Genomic DNA, 21,958 nt, shown 5'->3' with positions numbered 1-21,958 from the left:
TATCTCACAATACAGTGAGGTTAAAATGCCGCAAGACGCGGCGCCAAGGGCGGCAAAGGCAGGAGTTTACACGGATGTAAATGACTGCCTTTGACATCCCGCAGGCAACAAAGTATTGCGGTTATTTTAACCCACTGTAACGAATACACCGTCGCCGGAGTCGAGATTTATGGTATAATATCCCTCTGCGTCCGCAGTGAGAACGGTGGGAACAGCTTCATCGTAAAGGGTTACGGTGAGAGGCTGAGCGATTTTGAACTTAAGGGTTGCGGGCTTGAATTCGCCAAGGTTGGTCATGTTAACAACCGTGAATGCGTGTCCCGCGCCGTCCTTCTTGTCGAAGCAACCGATGAGAAGAGGCTCGTCGGAAACAGTTTCGGAAAGAACGGTGAAGTCCTTGTACTCATTGGTCATCTTCAGCCAGGGAGTAGAATCGGTGCAATTGAGAGTGAATGCGCCCAGGTTCTTATACTGAATGTAGGTATCGGAGAGCTTTTTAATTTCCCACATAACCTTTGCACAGTCATCATAGATGGGCTGATTTACTCCGCCTGTTTTGGGGTTAAACAATGCGTTTTCGTCATCACCGCTGTCCATAGACCACAGAAGAATGGAGGTACAGCCGTATGAGAGGAGAGTGTAGCTCTGGAAGCGATAGCCCTGCACGCCGGGGTCGCGTCTGTCGGTGGTCCAGCCGTTAGCCTGGATACAGCACCAGAACTCTGCATTGTTATTGCGTGCCGCTTCAGCCACAAGGTTGACGGATTCGCAATAATCACCGTAGGTTCTCCAGGTTTCGGGCTGACCTGTGGTACCGAAGAGAGGATAGATATCAACGCAGATGAAGTCGGAATCGGTGTGGTCAAACCAGCTCTGCAGGTAGTTTTTGTAAAGGTTGGGGTCAGCATCGTAATACTCGATAGCCGCTGCGCCGCCGCTCATTTTGAGCTGTGCCGCGTTGGCATACATGGGAAGCAGATTTACAAAAGGAGTCTTGCCCGGCATTAATTCGCGGTACTTCTTGCTGAGTGCGCCCAGCATGGGGTGATAGTCGGTACCGGGCTCGTCGGAGAAGAAGTGACCTACGAAAGAGGGATGATGCATATATTCGGAAGCCTTCACGGCAGGATTCCAGTTGGGGTCATCAACCGAACTGCTGCCTACGGAAGCATCGGCGGCGTTTATTGCAATGCCGTACTTATCGGCATAGTTGAGAACAATGTCACGTGTGTAGACAGAGGAAACTGCACCGCTGTGTATCAGCCAGTCAACACCCAGGTCACGAAGCTTCTGCATGCCGTACTCGTTGGCAAAATCTGACTGGAAGCCCCATGCGCCTATTCTGATGCGGTCACGGGTGAAGTAATCGGGGGTATAGGCAGTGGAAGCGGTATTAACGCCCAGTGCGGTCTTTATCACACGCTCCATAACGGTGGCAACCTCTGCACGGGTGGAATAGCCCTTGGGGTCAAAGGTGGTGCCGCCCTTACCGTTGATAATACCCAGCTTCTGAACGAACTCAATTGCTTCAACGGTAGTCGCATCAACGCCTGCAAGGTCGCTGAAGTTGATGACGTCTGCATAACCCACCATATTAAAGCCTGAGAATTTAGCGTAGTTTGCGATAACAGCCGCCATGGTTTCGCGGTAGATGGGGTCCTCTGCACCGAAGGTCACTTCGGAAAGAGGTGCCATGAGGTTATTTTCTTTTGCCCACTGAATGTAGGGTGCATAGTATTCGGTAACGGGTACGTCGCCGTAGCCGGTGTTTCCGTCGTACTTGGAGGTGTCAACGCCGTGCATACGTCCCAGAACGGTAATGAACATACCTCTGGTCATAGCAAGCTCGGGACTGAACTCGGTAGGAGAGGTTCCGCCGAACAGGGTTCTGTCGGAAACGAAGTTTATATATCCCTCGCCCCAGTGACCTGCAATGTCGGTGTAGGTCTTATGGTTATAGCCGAGAGTGTAATTTGCGGGCTTGTTTGCCACAAATGAGGTAAAGCCGTTGTCATTGGTATAGCCCAGTGCAACAATTTCCTGCTTGCCGTCAGCGTCGGTGCGTATAACAACGGGGCTTGTACCTACACCTGAGGGTGTGGTGGAGCTGAGCAGGAAGTCGCTCTCTTTATAGCCCTCGTAAAGAGTGCCGCCGGGGATAATTGCCTTCTGATAATCCGCGGTAAAGGCGGCAGGCTTGCTGTAATCCATGGCGGTTATGCCCTCGTTGAGGAACGCCATAGCCTCGCCTCTTGTGCGGAAGAAGCCGAAGCGGTCGATATAGATTTCAGCCTCCAGGTCAAGACCGTTGATGGGGTCGATACGCAGACCTGTGATATTGCCGTGCCAGGTTTCCTTGGCTCTTTCGTGTGTAGACATATCCACAATAACATTGGACCATACACCGCTGTTATCAACGCTTATACCGACATTGGTATTGGAAGGGTTTGCACCCTTATCGCTGGAATAGAACATAGCAAGAACGCCCACGGTGGAGTCTGTCTTGTGACGGTAAGCGAAAATGGGGAATTCCGCACTGTCAAAGGTGAAGGGAAGTCTCATTTCAAGGCAGGGGTCCTCGGTGGTGGGGATAACCTTGAGTGCACCGCCGCTCAGGCTCAAATCAACAGACCAGGTGCTTATGGTGCTTATTATCTCCTCGTTGTCGAATATCCATGTAGGGGTGGGAGCGCCCGTATTCTTTTTGGCTTTTTCGATTTCGGTGGAGGGGTCGGGTGTAAATGCCTTCGCCTCGGCTTCGCTTCTGAAGAAGCCTATGTAGTCGATGTACATCTGACTGCCTGTGGGCATCTGACCCGAGGGTTCGGCTTTCCACATACAGTCGAAGCGTATCTGGCGGATATTACCCTTCCACATGGTATCCTCCAGAATATTGTTATTTACGCTCTGGGAATTAAGGTTTGCGTCCTTTACATTAACGATGTATTCCACAAATTCCTCATCAAAGCTTGAAATGGGGAAGTGGGTACAGCTGGCACCGGTGAGAGTGCCGTTGGTGGCATCGGAAACAAAATGCATTTCAAAATGGGTAGCTTCGGAAAGGTTTTTCAGGCGTATCTTCATCCACTGCCATCTGGTTCCGTCAAAGCCCGCGTTAACAGAGAAGTTGGGGTCGCCTGTGTTGCCCGCTTTTTCTTCGGGTCCGTTGGTGGAGGTAACTATCGCGTAGTTATCCTTATAGTCGATGACACAGTTACTGCCCGTCAGGGGGAAAATGGGATTTGTAAGTGCAGGGTTGTAAAGCATTATGGGCTGACCGTAGGGGATAGCCGCAGATGCCTTTTCCTTGACATATGTATCATATGTATCGGCATCCTTGAAGAAGCCCAGGGACTTTATTATCATCTCACGTCTGGTCTGGTTGCGGAAAGGGTCGATACGCAGATTGGTGAGCTTGCCTGTCCAATGTGCCGTTTCAAAGGGAGTGGCCTTAAGGTCAAAAATATGCTGTCTGACAACACCTACATCACAGCTTCCGGAATAAGAGGAAATGTAGGGGAAGCCTGTGCTTGTGCTTGTCCAGTGGTAAAGCTGGAATCCGCCGCCCACATCCGAGCCGGTATATTCAAATACTACATAGCTGTAATCGTCCAGAAGAACCTCTTCATTCACCTTTACACTGATGTTGAGGTTATCGCCCTCACCGGAAATCTTAAGACCGTGCTCGGTGATCTCCAGTTCAGCTTCGGGAGTGCCTGTCCACTCGGACGCCGCAATGGGATCGGTAAAATCCCAAATAACGTAGTCTGCCGCCGAAACACTCAGCATGCAGACAAAAAGAATAATTGCACAAAACAAAAATGCCGTGACCTTTTTCATCATTTCGTTCTCCTTATAATTTTTTATACACCGGGGTGTAAAAAAATTATAACAAAAGTAATAGCAAAAGTCAATACATTATATCAAAAAATGTGTAAAATCAGCATTTTTTGATTACAGTATTAACACTAAATAAGATAATATTCCGTTTTTTTAGAAAGATTATCATTGACCGAAATTTTTCGCACTGTAAAAATTTTATAAAATTAACAGTTAACGTAATGACGGCAATCTGCGAATGTACCTCGCGTGTCAATTACGCTTAATTTTCCGCGTTGTCAGTACGCGGATCGGCTCGGCTTGCGCAGGTGGGTAAAAACTGCGTACACAAACAATAAAAAAAACCGCGGAAGTTTTTCCGCGGTTTTCGTAAGTCTTTTAAAAGTCGATTATTCAGCATCTGCGGGAGCGTCGGTGCTGTAAACCTCTGCCTCTGCTTCTTCTGCGGGAGCTTCAGCCTCCTGGGGCTCGATAAGAGCGCGTATGGAAAGGCTGATGTTCTTCTTTTCGGTGTCGATGTCGATAATCTTAACATCAACGGTATCGCCAACCTTAACAACCTCGTCAACCTTGTTTACACGGCGGTCAGCCAGCTGGGAAATGTGGATGAGACCGTCAACATCGGGAACGATTTCAGCAAATGCGCCGAATGCGGTAAGACCAACGATTTTAACGTTAGCAACGTCGCCGATAGCGTACTTAGAGGTGAAGATGTTCCAGGGATTGGTGTCCTCGGTGCGGTAGCCCAGAGAAATTCTGCGCTGCTCGGGATCGAGAGCCTTGATAAATACTTTTATCTGCTGGCCCATGGAAACAACGTCGGTAGGATGCTTAACTCTCTTCCAGGCAAGCTCGGAGATGTGAACCATACCCTCAACGCCGCCGATATCAACGAATACGCCGTAATCGGTGATGGACTTGATAACACCGTCGTAAACGGTGCCAACCTCAGCAGAAGCCCAGAATGCGTCTGCAACCTTTTTCTTTTCTTCATCCAGAACGCTTCTGATGGAGCCCTTTGCGCGGTGGCGGAGCTCGTCGATTTCAATTATTCTGAAATCAACAGTCTTACCAACCATGGACTTAAGGTCAGCGTCCTTGGAGAGACCGGTAAGCTTACCGGGAACAAATATTCTGGATGCGCCGCTGTATACAATGATACCGCGCTCCAGCGCTTCAACAACCTTGCCGGAAAGGATAGCCTGGCTTTCGTAAGCCTCGGCAACGGCTGTCCAGGATTTTTCGGAATCAGCTTTCTTCTTGGAAAGCATTACAATACCCTCGGAGTCGCTGAACTTAGTCAGCACTACGGTAATTTCGTCGCCAACCTTGAAGTTAGCGGCAACGTCAAAGGACGAATCCTCGGTAATTTCATCAAAGGGAAGAATACCGGTGTGTTTAACGCCCAGGTCGACCTGGATTTCATTCGGCATTACGGCTGTAATGATACCTGTTACCTTTTCTCCTGTATGTAAAGTTTTGAACGACTGATCCAGCAGTTCCTGAAAACTCATGTTTTCATCAAGATTTTTTACTTCTGACATTTTGAGTAACCTCCTCAATAATTCTGTCCGGTGTTGAAGCACCGGCAGTTATACCAACAGCCATTTCGGGCTGTATAATATCAAATGGTATTTCCGACGCATTTCTTATATGCCGCGTCAGGCAGTTTTTTGACGTTATCTGAGCCAGCTTTTTGGTATTGGAGCTGTCCGTTCCGCCGATAACCAGCATAAGGTCAACCTCTTTGGAAATAGCCTCCGCATCCAGCTGTCTTTTTTCAGTCACGTTACATATTGTATCAAAAATCGTGAGATTTGTATATAGTTTTCGCGCAATATTCAAACATTTTTTCCATTCGTCTATTTTTTGAGTTGTCTGCGCGAATAAAATTGTCCGTTTATCGTACAAATGGTTAAATTTTCGTGAATGTTCCTCCAGCTCCGAAGCGTCCTTAAACACATGCACATTGTCGTTTTCTATGCCCAGACGGGCAAAACTGCAAATGCTCTGTATTTCGGGATGGTCCCGGTCGCCGATTATGAAGACCTGCGTATCCTCGCTCTTTTCAGAGGAAGCGATATTCTGAATTTTTGCAACATACGGGCAGGTGGTGTCTATGTACCTTATACCGCGGCGCTTCAATTCCTCGTAGGTCTGCACCAATGAACCGTGGGCACGCAGAATTACCACCGAATTTTCGGGATTCACCTTATCAAGCTCGTCCGCCGATATTATTTCAACGCCCTTTTCTTCCAGCTCGGCATTAAAATCGTCGTTGTGGATTATCTTGCCCAGAGTGTATATTTTATGCGTATTCTTTTCAAGCTCCTCGTAAATTATATCTACCGCGCGCCTTACACCGAAGCAAAAGCCCGCAAGTGAGGATTTTATAATTTTCATATTAAATCCCTCCACCACCCCCTACGGTGGTCCCCCAACGTTACTGCAGAGCAGTAATGTGCCCTTATAGGCAAGGGAGGCATTATCTTGTTATTTGTCGGATTTCACTGCATTTTCGGGCTTTGCCAGCTCGCACACCCTGCCGAAAATCATTTCTGTAACTCTGTCAAATCTGGTCGCCTTGTCGCCCTCGTCCAGCAAAGGACGGTACATTTCGGGAGTAATGGGCTCGCCTATATTCACATAATAACGGCGGAAAATACGCGCCTTATAGCCCTTGGTGTAAAGCCCCATGGGAACCACCGTGGCATTAGTCATGGCTATCATGAGAGCGATACCCTTTTTTGCCTCGTCGGGCTGAGGCGGTGTACCCTTTATGCGCTTTCCCTGGGGGAAAATCATGACGGGCTGACCCTCTTTCGCGGCGGAAATCGCCGTTCTGAGAGACGCCACATCGCGGGAATCACGTTCAACGGGTATGCATCCGAACCATTTTAAAATGCTTCCCAGCACAGGCTTTGTAAACAGGCTTTTTTTGGCTATATAGCGGTAGGGAAGCCGGCAGGAGGTGCTTACGACAGGGGGGTCCCAGTTGGAAAAATGGTTAGCACAGAATATTACTGGCCCGTCGGTCCCGGGCAGATTCTCCTTGCCCTTTATTTTTGTCCACAGCAAAACGCGGACAAAGGGAGTGAGTACGTACGAAAAAAATACTATGGGTTTCATATGTTATCCTTTTAAAAATATTTTCAAACAAGGGTTTGACAAATGCTCAATGCGCAATTCGCAATGTGCAATTTCGGTTGATTTTGCTATGCAAAATCTTCAAAATCCTGTTAGAAGAACAGGGTATTCTTCCGACAGTTCGCATACAAATTATTTTTCGCATTAGCGAAAAATTTCCTTAATTGCGCATTGCGCATTGCGCATTGCGAATTATTTCAAGTGCCTCATTGACAGTTTCTTCCAAATTCAGTCCGCCGTTATCCAGTAAAACGGCGTCGGGCGCCTTTACGGCAGGGGCGGTTTTGCGGGTACTGTCATTTTTATCGCGCTGAACAAGCTCCTCATATACCTTTTCATAGGTCACGCTTTCGCCCTTGGCGATAAGCTCGTCATAACGGCGTTTAGCACGTTTTTCGTCCGATGCGGTAAGAAAAATCTTTACCTGTGCATTCGGCAGAATGACCGTTCCGATATCGCGTCCGTCCATAATAACGTTGTTTTTGCGGGCAATATCCTTTTGCAAATCCAACAAAAACGCACGCACCGACGGCAATGCCGACACCGCCGAGGCATACATGGACATTTCGGGAGTTCTGATTTTCCCGTTGACGTTTTCGCCGTTAAGATACACGCTCTGACTGCCGTTTTCAAAGCGTAATTCAAGGTTAATTTCGCCAAGAACCGCTTTCACGGCATTCTCGTCGTGAGGGTCAATATTTTTAGTACGCACATAAAGCCCTACCGAGCGGTACAGCGCACCCGTGTCAACATAAATGTAACCAAGCTTTGCGGAAAGTGCCTTGGCAAGACTGCTTTTTCCGGCACCCGAAGGGCCGTCTATGGCGATATTTATCATAATTCTCTCTCCAAAATATCTGCAATTTGCTTACATGCGGTACCGTCACCGTACGGATTGGCAGCTTTTGCCATTTTGTCGTATTCCGCCCTGTCGTCCAGCAGGGTACGGCAAGTGTTATAAATAACACTTTCATCGGTACCTACAAGCTTCAACGTACCTGCGGCAATGCCCTCGGGACGCTCGGTGGTATCACGCATAACCAGCACAGGCTTGCCCAGTGAGGGTGCTTCCTCCTGGATTCCGCCGCTGTCGGTAAGTATAAGGTAGGAACGGGACAGGAAATTGTGGAAATCCACCACTTCAAGCGGCTCGATTATGCGTATTCTGTCACATCCCTTGAGTATTTCATCTGCCGTGGCGCGGACAACAGGGTTCATATGTATGGGATAAATCGCCTTTATATCGGGAGTTTCGTCCATTATACGGCGTATCGCGCGGAACATATTTCTCATGGGCTCGCCCAGATTTTCACGTCTGTGTGCCGTTATCATAATAAGACGGCTGTCGCTCGCCCAATCCAGATGCTCATGGGAATAATCCGCTCTGACGGTGGTTTTCAGCGCATCAATGGCAGTATTACCCGTAATATAGATGGAATTTTTGTCTTTGCCCTCTTTAATGAGGTTATCCGCCGAAAGCTGAGTGGGGGAGAAATTAAACTTTGAAATAATTCCCACAGCCTGACGGTTAAATTCCTCGGGGTATGGAGAGTATATATTATATGTACGCAAGCCTGCCTCAACGTGACCCACGGGAATCTGCAAGTAGAAACATGCCAGTGCGGTAACGAAGGTGGTAGAGGTATCACCGTGCACAAGAACCACATCGGGAGCTTCAGCCTTCAAAACATCGCCGATACCGTTAAGAATATTTGTAGTGATGTCAAAAAGTGTCTGTTTATCGCGCATTATGGACAAATCGTAATCGGGTGTAACACCAAAGGTTTTAAGCACCTGGTCAAGCATCTGACGGTGCTGACCTGTCACACATACAACAGTCTGAAGGTTTTTACGGCTTTTCAGCTCGTTTACCAAAGGGCACATTTTAATTGCCTCGGGGCGTGTTCCGAAAACCAGCATTACTTTTTTCATAATCTTATCCTTTATTTTCCCTCGAAATACGGCTTTACCGCCTCGCAAAAGCCCAACACAAGGTTTTGCCACACCGACAGCCTTTCATCGTAGCTGACGGGAAATTCTCCGCATTCGAGGGTTATATTTGACATTTTAATATCACGCTGCACACACAGCACACTCCTGTCAAAGCCTATCGCCGAAAAGGTAAGAGTGTCCTTTTCACCCATTCCGCAGGAAATAATGTGCTTACATCTGCCGTTTCCCGTTATATTGGGAATATGAGAGCTGTCAACCAGCAAAACCTCGGCATCGTACGGCAAAACGCAATTATTTGCCGACAAAGCGGCAATATCCGTATCACCGCACATCTTTGTGACGGCACATATATTTCTTGTGCACAGAGCGTTATACAGCGGTTTTTGTGTAACATACACCTTCATTTAATCACCCTGAATTAGTATCTGCGGTGCAGGTGTATATTATTCAAAATGTTTCACGTGAAACATTTTTGTGTTTAAATAAAAATCTTTGCCTTAAACTTTTCTTCGCGGAAAAGGGGAGACAGCGTCTTTTCCATGGAAATAAACTGACCGTTAGGCATTTTATCGCACAATTCGCCGTTTTTCACGGTTGAAATATCTTTGATGCCCGAAATTCCCGTTCCCGTGAACTTGACGTAGGCTTCCTTACGGCTCCATATCTCGTAAAACATTTCCTCGCGGTTATAGTCCGGCATGGCTTTTAAAAGCGCGTTTTCGCGGTCGTTGAACCAGCGCTGTGCGATTTTCATGTAATCGCGGGGCTTATCGCCGTAAAGCTGAATGTCAATACCGATATTATCGGCGCATGCGGCAACTATATTATATTTTCCCGAATGGCTTACCGAAAAGGAAAATTTGCCGTCTGCCAAAAAGGGCTTGCCGTATTTGCCGTAAACAATGCGATTGTTTGCGTTATTCGCCAGTTTCCGTCCTTCGCTTGAAAGGTCAATACCGGAATATGGGGATATATTGATTACCGAAATATCGCCCGATTTTGAGAAACCGTCGGCAGTTATGCTGTTTTCCATTTTGAATCTGAAATGAGAAAGAGCGATATATTTTACGTTGTTTTTGTTTTCTCTCAACTGCTTTTCATCGTTAAAGCAGGAGTAGTAAAGTGTGAACATATGTTTAATTCCTATTATAATATGCGAACTTCCGTGCGCAAGCTCTTATTTCTTAATTAAGACCTTTGCGAGACTTCTTCGCGCGCATGATGTTTGTACTACCTCGGTACGCGGTTTGCTGTCACGCCAGTGACCGCGAACCGCCGTGCGCAAGCTCTTATTTCTTAATTAAGACCTTTGTGAGACTTCTTCGCGCGCATGATGTTTGTACTACACTCGGTACGCGCAAGCACTGTTTCACGTGAAACATTCAAGGCACAGCTTAAGGCAGAACGACCATCTACTACAATTTATTGAAAATTGCAAATTGCGAATTGCGAATTGCAAATTAATTTTATTCCTCAACGGGTGTTTCTTCGGTTTCAGCAGTATCTTCAACATCTGTTTCAGGTACATCCTCGCCATCGGTTTCGGTAAGAACGGTGTTGTCCTCGGTGGCATTTTCAGCTTCTTTGTCAATTTCGCCGTCGTTTACTATACGGGAGAAGCTTACAATGCGCGCCTCTTCACCTGTACGCATTACGATAACACCCGATGCGTTGCGTCCGACGGTGGAAATCTGACTTACAGAGGTACGGATTATAATTCCGCTGTCGGTAATAAGCATAATATCGTCGGTTTCTTCAACACCTGCTATGCCTGCAAGCTTGCCTGTTTTTTCGGTAATCTTGTGGCAAATCATACCCTTACCGCCACGATTATGAACGGCAAATTCAGATATTTCACTGCGCTTTCCAAAGCCGTTTTCGGTGACGGTGAGAAGCTTCTTACTGCCCAGCTCAGCTTCCTCGGGAGTAATGATAGTTGTACCCACAACAACACCGCCTGCCGACAAGTTGATAGCCCTTACACCTCGGGAGGTACGTCCCGTTTCGCGAATGTATTCTTCCTTGAAACGCACGCAGGCGCCTTCATTTGTGGCTATCATGATATCGCAGTTGCCGTCGGTTTTGGATACGTAAAGAAGCTCGTCGCCCTCGTCAAGAGAGATGGCGATTATACCACCTTTGCGTATGCTCTTGAAGCGGGAAATGGAGGTACGCTTGATTACACCCAGCTTTGTAACCATGGTGAGATATGCATCGGAATTTAATTTGTCGCCCGAAACAAAGGCGGTTATCTTTTCACCTGTATCAAGCTGAAGAATGTTGACAAGATTTGTACCCTTGGCGGTACGGGAAGCCTCGGGAATTTCGTAACATTTCTTGACATACAGCTTACCGAAATTGGAGAACATGAACAGGTAATTGTGGCTGTGGGAAACAATAAGGTTGGTGACGTAGTCCTCTTCCTTGGTTCCCATGGCTGTGATACCCTTTCCGCCGCGGTTCTGGCTCTGGTACGCATCAACAGGCTGGCGTTTGATGTAGCCCGTATTGGAAACGGTAACAACGCACTTGTGCTTTTCGATAAGGTCCTCAATGAGAATATCATCAGCGGCAACCTCAATGGCGGTACGGCGTTCGTCACCGTACTTGCGTGAGATTTCCTGCAAATCTTCCTTTATAATATCGTGAATTTTGCCGTCGTCGGCAAGAATTCCCTCAAGTTTTTCAACCAATTTTGCAAGACGCTCCAATTCTGCAAGGATATTTTCAATTTCCATGCCACTCAAACGTCCCAAAGGCAGTTCAACAATCGCCTGAGCCTGAGCCTCGCTGAATCCGAAGCGGTTTATGAGGTTGAGCCTTGACTCGGGAATGTCCTTGGATGCGCGGATTATGCGGATAACCTCGTCGATATTGTCAACGGCAATTTTGTAACCCTCATAAATATGCATACGCGCCTTAGCTTTTTTCAGCTCGTACTCGGTACGGCGACGTATTACATCCGTCTGGTGATTTATATAGTGAGTAAGCATCTGCTTGAGGTTAAGGGTCTTAGGCTCGTTGTCCACCAGCGCCAGCATGTTGATGGCAAAGGTATCCTGCATACGGGTATATTTATACAGCAAATTCAGTATAATTTGCGGATTTGCATCACGTTTAAGGTCAATGACGATACGCATACCCGTCTTTAAGGAGCTTTCGTCACGCAGGTCGGCAATGCCCTCGATGCGCTTATCCTTGACCAGATCGGCGATGGACATTACCAGCATAGCCTTGTTTACCTGGTAGGGTATTTCGGTAACAACAATGGATGTGCGGTTCTTGTTTTCCTCAAAGTGGGTTTTTGCGCGCACCAGAATATGTCCCTTACCCGTCATGTACGCCTGAGCGATGCCGGCAGTACCGTAAATCGTACCTGCGGTGGGGAAGTCGGGACCTTTGATGTACTGCATAATGTCGGCAATCTCCGCATCGGGATGCTCCATGAGGAAGATAGTGCCGTCCACCACCTCACGCATATTGTGAGAGGGGATATTTGTCGCCATACCGACCGCGATACCGATGGAGCCGTTTACCAGAAGATTGGGAAAACGTGCAGGAAGCACGGTAGGTTCTTTTAATTTGTTATCAAAGTTAGGCATGAAATTGACAACCTCTTTGTCAATATCAACCAGCATTTCATTGGCGATTTTAGCCATTCTTGCCTCGGTGTAACGGTAAGCCGCCGCACCGTCGCCGTCCACGTTACCGAAGTTACCCTGACCGTCGATAAGAGGATAACGCAGAGAGAAAGGCTGTGCCATACGTACCATGGTGTCGTAAACCGCCGCGTCACCGTGAGGATGATAGTGACCCAGCACGTTACCGACGGTGGTGGCCGACTTTCTGTAAGGCTTGTCATAGGTCAGGCTGTCGTTGAACATGGAATAGAGAATACGTCGGTGAACAGGCTTCAGACCGTCACGCACGTCGGGCAATGCACGGTCAACGATAACCGACATTGAATAGTCGATAAAGGAGGTTTTGACCTCTTTATCTATCTCGATATCCCTGATATTCTGTCCTTCTGTAAATACATTCATGTTATTTTTCCTTATACTTTATATGATTTTTTCTACTTTTATTACGTCAAAATACTTAGTTTTCCCACTTACATCAGGAATTTTTGTACCCTCAAGCTCCACCTTTGCCGCTGCAAAGCTTGAAGCGTGTCTGAGTGCGGTTTCAATGCTTCCGCCGTCCTCATATGAGGAAAGAAACGCTGCCAGAAAGCTGTCGCCCGCACCGGTAAAGCCCCTCATTTGAACCTTTGGCGAGGACACGGTGTATACACCCTCATGTCCGATGTACATTGCACCCTTTTCGGCAAGAGTGAGAAGTATTTTTATACCGGTTTCGCGGTGCAGACGGAGAGTGAAATTGATAATTTCCTCAATGCACAAAAGCTTGCGCCCCGCATACTGCTCCAGCTCGAAAAGATTGGGTTTTATAAGATAGGGTGAAGCGGATATACCCTGCTTCAGTGCCTCGCGGTCGCAGTCAAGCACCGTTTTAATGCCGTTTTCACGTGCATTATTTACGATTTTACCGTAAACCGACACATCAATTCCCCTTGGAGCACTTCCGCTGATGACAAAACAGTGAGGTTTTTGGTTTCTGAAATGGTAGTCAAGCTTTGTCAATAATTCGTCCAGCTCGTCCGCCGTCACGGGACCTCCGCTTTCGCTGGCTTCGGTGGCTTCGCCGCCTGTTGTGAGAAGCTTTATATTCATGCGTGTTTCGGCGCGGGTACGGGTGAAATTATAGCTTACACCCTCGGTTTCCAGCATTCTTTGCATGGTTTCGCCGTTTTGCCCGCCGTAAAAGCCGTAAGCAACGGTTTGTACACCGCATGCATTCAGTACACGCGACACGTTAATGCCCTTTCCGCCCACGGTGGTGACGGAGGACATTGCCCTGTTAAGCTGACCTGCACGGAAATCCTCAAAAATCATGCTTCGGTCAAGGGCAGGGTTTAAGGTAAGAGTAGATATAGTCATTTTGTTATATAAAACTTTACTGTTTAAATACTGCTTTCATGTTTGAGAATACGATTGAATTCTTCCAGTAATTCGGGAATATTTTTTGTACACACATAAAATACCATTTCAAGGTCTATGGTATTGTAGCCATGTGCAATACGGTTTCGAATACCTGCGATTTTGTTCCATGGAATATCGGGGTATTTATCTGCATATCCTTCGTCATCACGCAGTTTCTTAGCCAATTCCCCAATCTGTTCAATACAAAAGCTTACGGAATATTGGGAACTTTTTTCTTTAAGAAAAAATTCATACGAATTTGAAAAAGATTTTGATATATCAATTACGTCCTGACAGTACCGAATAATTAATTTTATATACGATAATGCTCTACCGCTCATAAATTAATCTCCCCTTCGCAGTCAGATCCATTTCTGCCATAAAATCAGGCAAAAATTTTATATTGATAACATCAACATTCTTTTTAAGATTAATTTCCAAATCATCCATAAACTGAATCCGCTCAAGCCCCGCACAACCCACTCCGTAGCTGACAATAAGGTCTACATCGCTGTTTTCATCCGGAATACCGTCAAAGTAAGAACCAAAAAGCCTGATTTCTTTTATGTCGTATCTGTCCGCTACCTGTTTGACCTTTTCACGAATTTCAGATAAACTGTAAATCAATTTTTTGCCTCCTTTTGTTATGAACATAATGTTCCTCGCAGGACAGTTTTACTTCAATCTCCCGCGTTGTCGCTACGCGAATTGGGGGCAGGGCTAAATATCGAGATTTGTTACGTACTTCGCGTTGGCTTCGATAAACGCACGGCGGGGCTCAACCTTTTCGCCCATGAGTATGCTGAAGGTCTCATCTGCAACAACCGCGTCCTCGATATTTACACGCAGAAGTGTACGTGTAGTGGGGTCCATGGTAGTCTCTCTGAGCTGGTCGGCATTCATCTCACCAAGACCTTTATATCGCTGGGTCTGCACGCCGTTGCCCAGCTCCTCGATAAATTGGTCGCGTTCCTCATCACTGAAGGCGTAACGCACCTGCTTACCCTTGAATACCTTGTAAAGCGGTGGGCAGGCGCAGAAGATGTGACCGTCCTCGATAAGCTGACGGGCATGGCGGAAGAAGAAGGTGAGAAGCAGTGTTTTGATGTGGGCACCGTCCACGTCGGCATCCGCCATAATGACGATTTTGCCGTAGCGCAGCTTTTCTATATCAAATTCACTTCCGACACCCGTGCCGATAGCCTGAATGATGGGAAGAATCTGTACACTGGAATAAATGCGGTCCAGACGCGCCTTTTCAACGTTGAGGATTTTACCTCTCATAGGAAGCACTGCCTGGAACTTACTGTCGCGTCCGTCCTTTGCGGTACCGCCCGCGGAGTCACCCTCGACCAGAAACAGCTCGGTGAGAGATGCATCGCGCTCATTACAGTCGGCAAGCTTGCCGGGAAGAGTTCCGCTTTCAAGAGGTGTTTTGCGTCGGCTGGCATCGCGCGCCTTTTTAGCCGCTTCGCGTGCCTTTGCGGAGATAATGGCTTTTTCAACCAGCATTTTTGCCACAGCAGGGTTTTCCTCAAAGAAGTTGCCCAGCTTTTCGGTAACCATTTCTTCCACAATGGTTTTCATTTCGGCATTACCGAGCTTTGATTTTGTCTGACCCTCAAACTCTGCCTCACTCAGCTTTACACTGACCACGGCAGTAATACCCTCGCGCACATCCTCACCTGTGAAGTTCTTATCGTCGGCTTTAAGATAGCCGTAACGGCGCGCATAGGCATTGAATACCTTGGAAAGTCCGGTTTTAAAGCCTGTTTCGTGAGTACCGCCCTCGATGGTGTGTATATTGTTGGCAAAGGTGAGAAGCATTTCGTTGTAGCCGTCGGTGTACTGCAAAGCCACCTCAGCCATGGTATTTTCACCCATGCTGGAAACGTAAATTACCTCTTCGTTAAGTACAGTTGCATGCTTTTTGCTGTTCAGAAACTCAACAAAGCTCTTTATACCGCCCTCAAAGCAAAGGTTATTGTACTTTTTCTCTTTCTCTCTGCGGTAATATCCGCCGTCCTCACGCTCCTCGGAAGCATTTTCCTCCTCGGTGTAAGTTACATCGCCGGCAGTTTCCTCTACCTTTTCCGCAGTCTCGCCGTTTTCGGAGCCTTCGCCGTTCTGAGTCTGCTGAAGCGCTTCAAGGTCACGGTCGTCAATCAGCTCGATGGTTATACCTGCATTAAGGAACGCCTGCTCACGCAGACGGTTAAGAACGGTGGTATAATCGTACACCGTTTCCTCAAAGATGGTCTTATCCGGCATAAAACGCACGTAAAGACCGCTTTTTTCGGTTTTTCCCACCTCTTTGAAGGGACGGGTCACCTTACCTCTTTCAAAGCGTTCGGTGTATTCCATGCCGTCGTAGCAGTTTACTACCTCCAGCCATTCGGACAGCGCGTTAACAACCGATGCACCGACACCGTGCAGACCGCCGGAGATTTTATAGCCTTCTCCGCCGAACTTACCGCCGGCATGAAGCACCGTGAATACCACTTCAAGAGTAGGAATACCCATTTTCTTATGAATCTGGCTGGGAACACCTCGTCCGTTGTCCTGAACCGATACCGAACCGTCATTATGCAGTGTAACCGTTATTTTGTTACACTTACCCGCCAGTGCCTCGTCAATGGAGTTGTCTACAATTTCATAAAGCAAATGGTGCAGACCTCTCTGAGAGGTTGAGCCGATGTACATACCCGGTCTTTTTCTGACCGCTTCAAGTCCTTCAAGTACCTGAATTTGGTTTTCGTCGTATTTTTGTGTTACTTCGTAAGCCATTTTTACCTCGCTTTTTATATGCTTGTTTATTGATTACTTTTTAAATGCTCTTGCGAATTTAGCTATTACAGCCTTTCCTTCAGTGTGGACGGGGCAAGCTGCGAAATATAAACTGTTTTTTTGCCGTTCTTTTCGGTTATTATAAAGGAACGGGGGATATCGTCGGTGATGTTGATAACATTTCCGTCCTTTTGTGCCTGATTCAAAAAATCGCGGGTTACCTTATGGGTGCTGGTGCGGTCAATATCAAATATCGCCACAATATCCTTTTTGCGGATACTGACGTTATTTCCCGCATGAAGAAATATTTCCGTATCATTCACCCTCCCTTTTATCCGTGACGGTGTAAATGCCGTTCCTGACGTATATCTTACGGGCACTTTGCACCTTGTCAAAAAGAACATCGATACATCCTGTTATGAATACCTGATTAAAATTGATTTTATTCAGAATATAGTTCTGTCTTTCCTCGTCCAGCTCGCTTAAAATGTCGTCAAACAGAAACACGGGATATTCGCCCGTCTCCTCAAACGAAATTTCGCCCTCGGCAAGCTTCATCGAAAGAATTGCGCTTCTCTGCTGACCCTGAGAGGAAAAAAGCTTTGAAAGTCTTGCATCTATCTCCACAATCATATCGTCCCTGTGGGGTCCGCAGGAGGTAGTACCGTTTTTTATGTCCGAAATGAGGGTATCATCCAGCTTTTGCAAGATGAATTTTTCTATGTCCTCACATTCGGTTATATCTTCGGGCACCGACTGGTAGCTTATTTCCAGCCTTTCTCTGCCGGAGGTAAACTCGCCGTAGAATTCAGAAGAATGTGTGTTAAGTCTTTCGATATATTTTCTGCGTTCCTTTATTATCAGCGCAGCATCGCTTGCAAGCTTCATGTTCCAGAACTCTATTTCATCGCTGTAATCGATATTCTGCGCCTTAAAGCTTTTCAAAAGCGCGCCTCTGTGCTCCAGAATTTTTGAATATTCAAACAAAAGGCTTATAAATGCCGGCTTTAGCTGGCAAATTGCGCTGTCGATAAAGCTTCTTCTTTCGGCGGGAGCACCCTTAATCAGACTCAGATGCTCGGGAGTGAACAATACAGCGCGGAAATTTCCCATAAATTCGCGCATTTTTTGAATTTTCACGCGGTTTATGTATATTTCCTTGGGCTTGTTTGAAAGCCTTATTTCAAGGGACGTAAAACGCTGTGAGGAATATATTTCCGCAATAATCCTGCTTTGCTGTTTTTCAAAATTTATAAGCTCTCTGTCCTTAGCTCCGCGGAAGCTTTTTGCAGCGGCAAGATAATAAATTGCCTCCATAAGATTGGTTTTTCCCTGGGCATTATTTCCGTAAAGGATATTTATTCCTTTTGAAAACTCCAATTCCTGAACAGCTGTATTTCTGTAATTTTCCAATACGATTTTTTCAATAAGCATTTTTTAATGGTTTAAAGATTCTTCGACTTCGTGCTTTGCACTCCGCTCAGAATGACAGTAAGTGAAAGTGCATCGCGTGACATCGTGTTTGCATTGCAGTCGGTACGCAAATCGGGTGCAGGGCTTACCCTGCGGCGTAAGCGCCGAACCAATTCGCGAATGTACCTCGCAGGACAACTATACTTTGATCTCCCGCGTTATAGATGTGCGGATTGGGTGCAGCATGCCCAACGCAGTGTATACATTATGCTCGCGACGCTACCCATTATGTCATTCTGAGCGAACGCAGTGAGTCGAAGAATCTTTTAAATTTTTTTAATTATTATATTTTTTCCACAAATCGTCCCAATTTTTATTTAAGGTTTCAATCAATGCAATCTTTTTTGCTCTTGTCCAGCCTTTTAGCTGTTTTTCTCGCCTTATTGCCGCATTTATGTCATCGGTACGTTCAAAATAAACAAGCTTATTCACATTGTACTTTTTTGTAAATCCGTCATTAAGTCCATACTTATGCTCATACCAACGGCGTTCGAGATTGTTGGTTACACCTATATAAAGTACATTATTGGTAAAATTTGTGAGTATATAAACGTAAAAATTCACTATTACTGAAGTCTTACGGGCAGAATAAAGTAAAGAAAATGATTTCCGCTGAGCGGCTTAATCAAAATACCCGTCTGTGCCGAGGTCATTTCGATATTTACGCAGTCCTCGCCGCAGTCCCTTGCTCTTTCAAAGGCATCCTTGAGGAAAATGTGGTTGAAGCCGATTTCAAGGTCTATTTCATTGCCCTCGGTTTCCGCCTCTATTTCGTCATTAACCGAGCCCAGAGCACTTATACAGGTCATTTTAAGCATTTTAGGTGCTACAAAGCAACGTACGGGGCTTTTTGCCTTCTGGTCAACTATAAGTGCCACACGGTTGATGCTTTCGATTACGTCGGGAAGATTTACCTTCAGGAATATTGTGGGGTCCTTGGGCATAGCGCGTTCGTAATCCAGATATTCGCCCTCTATAAGACGGGAGAAGAAGATAAAGTCCTGTGTGAAGAAAATAATATGTTTTCTGGTAAGCTGAATATTAACGGGCTCCTCGCTGTCTTCCAGAATATCCGCAAGGTTAATCATGGTTTTTGCGGGAACAATAAAATCCAGATCGGTCTGTTCGCTTTCAAAGTCCAGCGGTTCTTCTCTGAGAGCAAGACGGTATCCGTCACAGCCTACGATTTTTATCTTTTTATCTCTTATTACGAAGTAAAGGCCCGTCATAAAGGGTTTTGTATCGATAGTGGAGGCGGCAAAGCAGGTCTGACGTGTCATGCGCTTTAAAAGGCCCTGCGAAATGCCGAACTTTCTGTCACCGCGAAGCTCGGGCAGTGTGGGAAATACATCGGTAGCAAGTCCCGCGATTTCAAAAAGTGAGTTAGCGGCGGTGATTTTGACCTTTAATTTATCGTCGGTTGTTATTTCGACGTTTCCGTCGGGCAGATTATTGACTATGGCACTCAGTCTTGAGGAGCTTACAAGAATCTGTCCTTCTTCCTTTACAATTGCGGGAATAACGCATTTTATTCCTTTTTCAAGGTCGTAGCCTGTTATAATAAGACTGCTCTCTGCATCGCCCTTGACAGCTTTGAGCATAAAGGTTTCCAGTACCGGATTTGCAGTGGTTTTTGCAACTGCTTTCAAAGAGGGAAGAATGGCTGAAAGCAGAGTTGATTTTTGTGCGATTATATGCATTGTGATCCTTCCTTTCGGAAAATAAATTTAAAATCAGAAAAATTTGCTTATATCTTTATAATATTAATATATATTCAGCAGTAGCAGTAGTAGTGCGTGCGGAAAATGCGGAAAAATCTTATTTTCAGCCTGCCGTGCCGTTTTTTGAATTATAAAGTAATGTTGAAACAGCATAGTGAACGGCATAGTGGAAAATGTTGAAAACATACTTTCTTGTGTCAATGTTGATTCCGCAGGCTGATGTTGAAATCCTCATGTTAATTATGCGGATAAAAATCATGCTTTTGTGTGGCATCTGTGCGGAAAACTCTGCGGATATTGCGGAAAAGTCGGTGCGAAATTCGGAAAAAATTCTGAAAATATGTCGAAAACCGTCTTTTACGCATTGGCGATAGCCTTATCCACCTCTTCGCCCAGCTCGTTAACCTCAAGGTCAAAGGCGGGATTTTTCTTCATAAGGCCCTTTATTTTTTCAACTGCTGACATTACGGTGGAATGATGCATATTCATTTTTGTACTTATTGCAGGGTAAGTCATATCCAGATTTTCACGCATTATGTACAGCGCTACGTGACGTGCGTTTACAATGTTCTTGTTACGCTTCTCACTGCAGATATCCTCAACACTTACGTTATATCTTGCGGCAACCCTTTCAAACACCGTGTCTGTGGCAAAATTGGGCGGAAGCTCGCTGGAGAACAGCTCGCCTACCAGTATTTTTAATTTATCTATTGTCAAGGGTGCACTGTTCACCAGGCTGTAAGCATATATTTTACGTATTGCGCCCTCGAGCTGACGTATATTGTTCTTGACGTTTTCCGCAAGGAACATAAGTATTTTATCCGGTATCTCAATGCCCCAGTCCTTAGCCTTGTTTTTGAGGATTGCAGTTCTCAATTCAACATCGGGCGGAGTAATATCAACAATCAGACCCCAGTCAAAACGGGTTTTTAACCGCTCCTCCAGCGTTTTCATCTCTCTGGGCGGACGGTCGCTGGACAGAACTATCTGCTTTCTCTGCTCATGCAGGGCGTTGAAGGTGTGGAAGAATTCCTCCTGACAGCTTTCCTTTCCGGCTATAAAGTGGATATCGTCTATAAGTATTACATCCACCGAACGGTACTTTTCGCGGAAGTACTGCATCGGTTTTTTATTGGAGAGGTTGTCAATAAGCTCTGTGGCAAAAGCCTCACCGCGCACATACAGCACCTTTAACTCGGGGTGTATGCGTCTTAACTTATCGGTAATGGCGTACAAAAGATGGGTTTTTCCCATACCCGACGGGCCGTATATGTACAAAGGGTTATAAAGAAGGGACGGTTTTTCCGCCACGCTTACGCAGGCGTTGTATGCAAATTTGTTTGCATCGCCCACAATGAATTTTTCAAATGTATAATCGGGGTTAGGATTATTGGCGGTCTGCTGACTGTTTTCGTTTACCGCCTCATCGCTTGGGGACTCCTCTGCGTTTTCGGCTTCTTCCTCCGCCAATGCCATTTCATCTACCATTTTGCTTATGTGCTTCTGAAGCTGAACCTCAATATCCTGGCCCTCTTCACAGCAAAAAAGCTCTGTTTCCACCGCAAAGCCCAGTACTTCCTTCATAGCACCCGTAATATCGTCAATATACCGCTCCTTTATTATGTTGCAGTGAAAGTCATATTTTGTCGCCACATAGGCTCTTGTCGCCGTAAGCTTATACAGCTCCAGCTCCTTGAACCAAAGATTGAAAGTCTGAATGGAGTGCTTCTGCTGAATTATATCCAGCACGCCCTGCCAAATTTCCTGTAAACCGTTATTCATGATATTTAAATATCCTCTATATTTATTTTGTTTAGCACGCTTTATTAATATATATAAATATAATTATATATATTATAGCAAAACACAATTTATATTCATTATATAATATGTAAATTTTTTTTAAATCTTCGTAAAATACGGAAATACTGCGTTACGCACCGCCTCGTACTCGGTCATTTACATTCAGTAAACTCCCTCGTTCTCATCGGCGCA

At 46.1% G+C, this 21,958-nt stretch carries 18 protein-coding genes; all 18 read right to left on the bottom strand.

Annotated features, from left to right (window positions below; all coding sequences use genetic code 11):
* Window positions 1-126: 126 nt before the first annotated feature.
* The 18 genes from E7588_05300 to dnaA all read right to left on the bottom strand — a co-directional run bounded on the left by E7588_05300 (window position 127) and on the right by dnaA (window position 21,745).
* Complete coding sequence (locus tag E7588_05300) at window positions 127-3,843, bottom strand: S-layer homology domain-containing protein (protein ID MBE6688677.1); 3,717 nt, start codon at window positions 3,841-3,843, stop codon at window positions 127-129.
* Window positions 3,844-4,229: 386 nt separating this feature from the next.
* Window positions 4,230-5,384 carry a S1 RNA-binding domain-containing protein gene (locus E7588_05295; GenBank protein ID MBE6688676.1) on the bottom strand — a complete coding sequence of 385 codons (1,155 nt, stop codon included), beginning with the start codon at window positions 5,382-5,384 and terminating at the stop codon, window positions 4,230-4,232.
* A complete protein-coding gene (ispH, locus tag E7588_05290) occupies window positions 5,362-6,243 on the bottom strand; it encodes a 4-hydroxy-3-methylbut-2-enyl diphosphate reductase (GenBank protein MBE6688675.1) in 882 nt (293 codons plus the stop codon). The genes E7588_05295 and ispH overlap by 23 nt, the downstream gene beginning before the upstream one ends.
* 90 nt (window positions 6,244-6,333) lie before the next feature.
* Window positions 6,334-6,969, bottom strand: coding sequence for a 1-acyl-sn-glycerol-3-phosphate acyltransferase (locus tag E7588_05285; GenBank protein MBE6688674.1), 636 nt, complete (start codon window positions 6,967-6,969; stop codon window positions 6,334-6,336).
* Between the two features lie 178 nt (window positions 6,970-7,147).
* On the bottom strand, window positions 7,148-7,828 hold the full coding sequence (locus tag E7588_05280) for a (d)CMP kinase (protein MBE6688673.1): 681 nt from the start codon (window positions 7,826-7,828) through the stop codon (window positions 7,148-7,150).
* Window positions 7,822-8,919 (bottom strand): UDP-N-acetylglucosamine 2-epimerase (non-hydrolyzing), encoded by a 1,098-nt coding sequence (locus E7588_05275; protein MBE6688672.1) that lies wholly within the window; start codon window positions 8,917-8,919, stop codon window positions 7,822-7,824. Before E7588_05275 ends, E7588_05280 begins: the two co-directional genes overlap by 7 nt.
* A gap of 11 nt (window positions 8,920-8,930) precedes the next feature.
* Window positions 8,931-9,344: a hypothetical protein gene (locus E7588_05270; protein ID MBE6688671.1), complete on the bottom strand. Its 414-nt coding sequence runs from the start codon at window positions 9,342-9,344 to the stop codon at window positions 8,931-8,933.
* Between the two features lie 74 nt (window positions 9,345-9,418).
* Window positions 9,419-10,072, bottom strand: a complete 654-nt coding sequence (locus tag E7588_05265) for a 4'-phosphopantetheinyl transferase superfamily protein (protein MBE6688670.1) — start codon at window positions 10,070-10,072, stop codon at window positions 9,419-9,421.
* A 334-nt stretch (window positions 10,073-10,406) separates the two neighbouring features.
* Window positions 10,407-12,983, bottom strand: a complete 2,577-nt coding sequence (gene gyrA, locus E7588_05260; protein ID MBE6688669.1) for a DNA gyrase subunit A — start codon at window positions 12,981-12,983, stop codon at window positions 10,407-10,409.
* A gap of 18 nt (window positions 12,984-13,001) precedes the next feature.
* The gene (locus E7588_05255; GenBank protein ID MBE6688668.1) at window positions 13,002-13,940 is read right to left on the bottom strand and encodes a 1-phosphofructokinase family hexose kinase; all 939 of its coding nucleotides are present in this window, start codon (window positions 13,938-13,940) and stop codon (window positions 13,002-13,004) included.
* Window positions 13,941-13,963: 23 nt separating this feature from the next.
* Window positions 13,964-14,323: a DUF86 domain-containing protein gene (locus tag E7588_05250; GenBank protein ID MBE6688667.1), complete on the bottom strand. Its 360-nt coding sequence runs from the start codon at window positions 14,321-14,323 to the stop codon at window positions 13,964-13,966.
* Window positions 14,313-14,636, bottom strand: a complete 324-nt coding sequence (locus E7588_05245) for a hypothetical protein (GenBank protein MBE6688666.1) — start codon at window positions 14,634-14,636, stop codon at window positions 14,313-14,315. The genes E7588_05250 and E7588_05245 overlap by 11 nt, the downstream gene beginning before the upstream one ends.
* Window positions 14,637-14,702: 66 nt before the next feature.
* Window positions 14,703-16,769, bottom strand: coding sequence for a DNA topoisomerase (ATP-hydrolyzing) subunit B (gene gyrB / locus E7588_05240; protein MBE6688665.1), 2,067 nt, complete (start codon window positions 16,767-16,769; stop codon window positions 14,703-14,705).
* A gap of 65 nt (window positions 16,770-16,834) precedes the next feature.
* A complete protein-coding gene (locus E7588_05235) occupies window positions 16,835-17,173 on the bottom strand; it encodes a DUF370 domain-containing protein (protein MBE6688664.1) in 339 nt (112 codons plus the stop codon).
* On the bottom strand, window positions 17,085-18,203 hold the full coding sequence (recF, locus tag E7588_05230) for a DNA replication/repair protein RecF (protein ID MBE6688663.1): 1,119 nt from the start codon (window positions 18,201-18,203) through the stop codon (window positions 17,085-17,087). Before recF ends, E7588_05235 begins: the two co-directional genes overlap by 89 nt.
* A 315-nt stretch (window positions 18,204-18,518) precedes the next feature.
* Entirely contained in the window at window positions 18,519-18,809 is a 291-nt protein-coding gene (locus E7588_05225) for a GIY-YIG nuclease family protein (GenBank protein MBE6688662.1), read from the bottom strand.
* Complete coding sequence (dnaN, locus tag E7588_05220) at window positions 18,809-19,942, bottom strand: DNA polymerase III subunit beta (protein MBE6688661.1); 1,134 nt, start codon at window positions 19,940-19,942, stop codon at window positions 18,809-18,811. Before dnaN ends, E7588_05225 begins: the two co-directional genes overlap by 1 nt.
* A 378-nt stretch (window positions 19,943-20,320) precedes the next feature.
* Window positions 20,321-21,745 carry a chromosomal replication initiator protein DnaA gene (gene dnaA, locus E7588_05215; GenBank protein MBE6688660.1) on the bottom strand — a complete coding sequence of 475 codons (1,425 nt, stop codon included), beginning with the start codon at window positions 21,743-21,745 and terminating at the stop codon, window positions 20,321-20,323.
* Between the last annotated feature and the right edge of the window lie 213 nt (window positions 21,746-21,958).

The sequence above is a fragment of the Oscillospiraceae bacterium genome, assembly GCA_015065085.1.
Classification (GTDB): domain Bacteria; phylum Bacillota; class Clostridia; order Oscillospirales; family SIG627; genus SIG627.
The sequence above is the reverse complement of the archived record's forward strand: the minus strand, read 5'-3'. Positions and strand labels throughout refer to the sequence as shown.